At 64.1% G+C, this 5,421-nt stretch carries 1 protein-coding gene; it reads right to left on the minus strand.

The window, feature by feature from the left end; all coding sequences use genetic code 11:
* Positions 1-5,421 (minus strand): non-ribosomal peptide synthetase (locus J4E53_RS29565; protein WP_207268264.1); only part of this gene is annotated, 5,421 nt, incomplete at both ends.

A 5,421-nucleotide genomic window follows, 5' to 3' on the forward strand; every position in this document is an offset into this window, starting at 1 on the left:
TTCCAGGGAGGCGTTGCGGTCCAGCGGCACATAAGCCGCCGCGCACTTGAGGATCGCCAGTTGACTGGCCAGCAGCTCGATGGAGCGTGGCAGCAGGATGGCCACGCAGTCGTCCGGTTGCACGCCGAGGCCGATCAGGTGATGGGCCAGGCGGTTGGCCTGCTCGTTCAACTGCGCGTAGCTCACTTGCCGCTGCCCGTGCACCGCTGCAATCGCCTGCGGCAGGTACGTGGCCTGAGCCTCGAACAGCGCCAGAACGGTCTGCTCATGTGGATAGGTGCGCTGGGTGGCGTTGAAGTCCTCCAGCAACTGATTGCGCTCGCTTTGCGGCAGGATCTCCAGTCGGTTGAGTGGCGTCTGGGGCGCGTGTTCGAGGGCCTGCACCAGACTTTCCAGGGCCGTGTGCATGTAGGCGCAGATGCGTGCCGCACCGATGCCCTGCACTACCAGGGCGCTCAGCATGAAGCCATCGCCCAGGTCATCCACCGATAGGGTCAGCGGGTAATTGGTCCGCTCTTCGTTGCTCAGGAACTCGATGCCCTGCCACGCGGCCTGGGTTTCATTCGAGACCTCGGCCGCTGCGCTGGCGCTGTGCCGATAATTGAGCAGCGCGCTGAACAGCGGCAGCGGCGCAACCACGCCGCTGCAACGCTGGGCCAAGGCCAGCGAGGCGTGTTCATGGCCCAACAACCCGGTCAGCCGTGCGTGAGTGGCTTTCACCCCCTCGCGCACGCCTTGGCTGCTCACGTCGATCCGCAGCGGCAAGGTATTGATAAACATGCCCAGCGCCCGGTCAGCACCCTCGCCGCTCTGCATCCGGCCCAACAGGACCGTACCGAACACCACATCGTCCTTGCCTGACACACGCCCCAGTACCTGCGCCCAGGCCAAGTGGACCAAGCTGGCGGCACTCACGCCCAACTGCCGGGCTTGCGCCCGCAGACGCAGGCTCAAGGTCGCCTCGACAACCTGCCGGGCCTGCTCGATGGCCTGTCCGTCGCCGCTCACGTCCTGCAAGCCGAACGGCAAGGTCGGCTCGTCGACATCGGCGAGCATCTCGCGGAAGAACCCTTCGTGCTCTTGTTGACTCACCCCCAGGCGCGCTTGCGCCACATAGGCGCGGTACGGCATCGCCACGGGCAGTTGGTCGGTTTGGCCCAGCAGGTGCGCCTGCATCTCTTGCTGCACCACTTCCAACGCCGTGTGGTCGAGGGCCATATGGTGGAACAACAACACCGCGACCCAACGCTGGTTGAGCGCGTCTTCGGCAAAGACCAGACGCATCAGCGGGGCCTGGGTGATGTCCAGCCGGTAGCGTTGCGGGTCGAAACGCTCCTGCAACTGCGCCGTGATCTCGCCCTTGGCAATGTCCAGGGCGATCTCTTCCAGATGCAGCTTCGCTTCGCGCCACACCACTTGGATCGGTGCGTCGAAGCCTTGCCACACCACACTGGTGCGCAGGATGTCGTGGCGATCGATGACGTATTGCAGCGCGTCCACAAACGCCGCCAAGCGGTCGCGACTCTGCAGTTCGAACACGGTTTTCAGCACATAGGGGTCGCCCTGCTCGGCGGCCAGGTGGTGGTAGAGAATGCCGTCCTGCAGCGGCGCCAGCGGGTAGATGTCCTGCACGTTGCGCGCACCACCCGGCACCGTGGCGACGAGTCGGTCGATGGCGGCCTGGGACAGGTTGACCAGCGGTAACAGATCAGGGGTGATGTGTTCGCAATGCAAAGGAATCAAGTTCGCCGGAACGCTGACTTCCCTGCCGCTGCCAATCGCCGCGGCCAGTGCGGCCAGGGTCGGCTGACCGAACAGCACGCGCACGTCGGCGCTCAAGCCGACCTGGCGCATGCGTTCGATCAGCGTGACGGCCAACAGCGAATGGCCGCCCAGTTCGAAGAAATTGTCATGGCGACCCACTTGCTCAACCCTGAGCAGCTCGGCCCAGAGTTGTGCCAAGAGCTGCTCGACCTCGCCTTGCGGCGCTTCATACTCACGGCTGACGTAGGCTTCGCTGTCCGGCGCCGGCAGTGCACGGCGGTCGAGCTTGCCGTTGGCGGTCAACGGCAGTGTGTCGAGGCGAATGTAGGCCACCGGAATCATGTAGTCCGGCAATTGCCCCTGCAAATGAGTACGCAGGGTCTCGATGTGTGGCGCAACGTCCAGGTCCCGCGGCGTGAAGTACGCCACCAGGCGCTTCTCACCCGGGACGTCTTCGCGCACCAGCACCACGACATCCTTGACCTCGTCATGCTGGCCTAACCGGGCTTCGATCTCGCCCAGTTCGATACGGAAACCACGGATCTTCACCTGGTCGTCGTTACGCCCCAGGTAATCCACCGTGCCGTCCGCCCGCCAGCGCGCCAGGTCGCCGGTGCGGTAGAGCAAGGCACCGGGATCGGCATTGAACGGGTCGGCGACGAACTTCTCGGCGCTCAGCTCGGGACGATTCAAGTACCCTTTCGCCACGCCATCGCCACCGATGTACAACTCGCCGGCCACGCCGATGGGCACCGGCTGTTGGTTGGCATCCAGCACGTAGACACGGGTGTTGCCAATCGGGCGACCGATGGGAATACCGCCCTCGCCCACGCTCTTGATCTCATGGGTGGTGGTAAAGGTGGTGGCTTCGGTCGGGCCGTAGCCGTTGAGCAGGTGTTGCGGCGCGCCTTCCTTCAGGACGCGACCGATCACCGCCGGATCGAGCACATCGCCACCGACGATCAGGTAGCGCAGCTGGGCAAACACCGACATCAGCCCCGCAGCGTATTGATGGAACAGGCCGGCGGTCATCCACAGCACGCTGACCGATTGCTCTTGCAGCAGCGCCGCAAAACGTTCCTGTGTCAGCAGCACGTCCTGGTCGACCACCACCACGCAACCGCCGTTGAGCAACGGTGCCCAGACGTCGAGGGTGCTGGCATCGAAGGCCGGGTTGGAGGCAAAGGCCACCCGGTCCTGGGCGTTGAACTCGGCGTAGCCGTTGTTGATCACCAGTCGGTTGATCGCCCGATGTGGCACCAGCACGCCTTTCGGGGTGCCGGTGGAGCCGGAGGTGTACATGATGTAGGCCACCGATTCGCCGCTTTGCGTCAGGTGGAGGTTATCGGCGGCTTCATTGAAGACCAGCGTATCCAGATCGACCCGTTGCGAGGCTTCAGGCGCTACCGCCGTGCCCGACGTCAGCACGACCTGTGCCCCGCTGTCCTGCACCATGAACTGCTGACGCTCCAGAGGCGCGCTGACATCCAGTGGGACATAGACGGCGGCGCACTTGAGGATCGCCAGTTGGCTGACCAGCAGCTCGAGCGAACGCTCCAGCGCAATCGCCACCCGATCCCCCGGTCGCACGCCGAGACCAACCAGATGACGGGCCAGGCGATTGGCCCGGTGGTTCAACTCGGCGTAGGTCAGGCTGTGCTCGTTGTGCACGGCGGCAACGGCTTGCGGACGCTCGTTGGCTTGCGCCTCGAACAGGCCATGGACGGTCCTGTCCTGAGGATAGCGTCGGGCAGTGGTATTGAAGCCGGTCAGTACCTGATGACGCTCGGCTTGCGGCAGTACCGCCAGCGTTTGCAAGCGTGATGTCGGGTCGGATTCCAACGCCGTTGCCAAGCTTTGCAGCGCGGTCGCCATGTAGGCACAGACTCGCTGCGCACCGACACCGCTCGTGGCCAGGACGGTCAGGGCGAAATCTTCACCCAAGTCGTCGATACACAGCGTCAATGGATAGTTGGTACGTGCTTCGCCACCCAGTGTCTCAATGCCGTGCCAGGCCAACTGCGCCGCTTCTGTATCGGCCTGTTCGCTGGAGTTGCGGTAGTTCAACAAGGCGCTGAACAGCGGCAGTGGTGCCGCCACGCCGCTGCAACGCTGGGCCACTGCCAGCGAGGCGTGCTCGTGGCCCAACAGTGCGGTCAATTGCCCATGGACCGCCTTGACGCCGGCCTTGATGGCCTGATCGCCCACGCTCACACGAAGGGGCAAGGTGTTGATGAACATGCCCAACGCACGGTCAGCACCCTGGCCGCCCTGCATCCGCCCCATCAATACGGTGCCAAACACCACGTCCTGCTTGCCGGACGCTTGCCCCAGCACCTGGGCCCAGGCCAAGTGATGCAAACTGGCAACGCCCACGCCCGACTGGCGTGCCAGGCGCCGCAACCGACGACTCAAGTCGCCGTCGAGCACCAGGCTCGCATCCTCGATGTCATGGCTGTCACCCTGCACCTGCTGCAAACCGAACGGCAGCGTGGGTTCGTCGACATCACCCAGCATCTCACGGAAGAACCCTTCCTGCGCTTCACGATCCACACCCAAGCACGCCTGGGCCACGTAGTTGCGATACGGTACCGGAACGTCCAATTGACCGGCCTGCCCCAGCAGGTAGGCCTGCATCTCGCTCTGTACGACTTTCAGCGCCGCGTGATCGAGGGCGATGTGATGGAACAACAGCATCGCTACCCAGCGCTGGTTCGGCTTGTCTTGGGCAAAGGCCAGGCGCATCAGCGGTGCCTGGGTCATGTCCAGGGCATAGTGCCGGACGTCGAAACGGTGCTGCAGCTGTTGGGCGATCGCTCCGGCCTGCGGGTCCAGCACCAATTCTTCAAGCCCCAGCCGCGCTTCGCGCCAGACCACTTGTCGAGGCCCGTCGAGACCTTCCCAGAGAATCGCGGTGCGCAAGATGTCGTGGCGGTCAATGACACTTTGCAGGGCCTGGGTGAACCCGTCGAGGCGTTCGCGGCTGTCAAAGGCAAATTGCGCGTGCAAGACATAGGGATCGCCCTGCTCGGCCGACAGGTGATGGTAAAGAATGCCTTCCTGCAACGGTGCCACTGGATAAATCTCTTGCACGTTGCGCGCCCCACCTGGAACGGTCGACACGATGCGGTCGATGGCGTCCTGGTCGAGGCTGGTGAGCGTCAGCATGTCAGGTGTGATCCGCTCGCAGCCGAACGGGATGCCGTTGACCGGCACGTCGATTTCGCTGCCGCCCCCCACTGCCGCCGCCAGCGCGGCCAGGGTGGGCTGGCCGAACAGTACGCGCACGTCGGCGCTCAAGCCGGCCTGGCGCATGCGCTCGATCAGCGTGACCGCCAACAGCGAATGGCCGCCCAGTTCGAAGAAATGGTCGTGACGGCCGACGCGTTCGACCTTGAGCACGTCTTGCCAGATCTGCGCCAGGCTGATCTCGACCTCGCCTTGCGGGGCTTCGTAGCCACGGGTGATCAGCGCATCGAGGTCCGGTGCCGGCAGGGCCTTGCGGTCGAGCTTGCCGTTCGGCGTCAGTGGCAACGCATCCAGGCGCACGTAAGCCACCGGCACCATGTAGCTCGGCAACAATGCCTGCAGGTAGATGCGCAAGGCTTCGATGTCTACCGACTCGTCTGGCGAATGCTGGGTGAAATAAGCCACCAA

The organism is Pseudomonas sp. FW305-28 (assembly GCF_017351395.1).
GTDB classification, from domain to species: domain Bacteria; phylum Pseudomonadota; class Gammaproteobacteria; order Pseudomonadales; family Pseudomonadaceae; genus Aquipseudomonas; species Aquipseudomonas fluorescens_AA.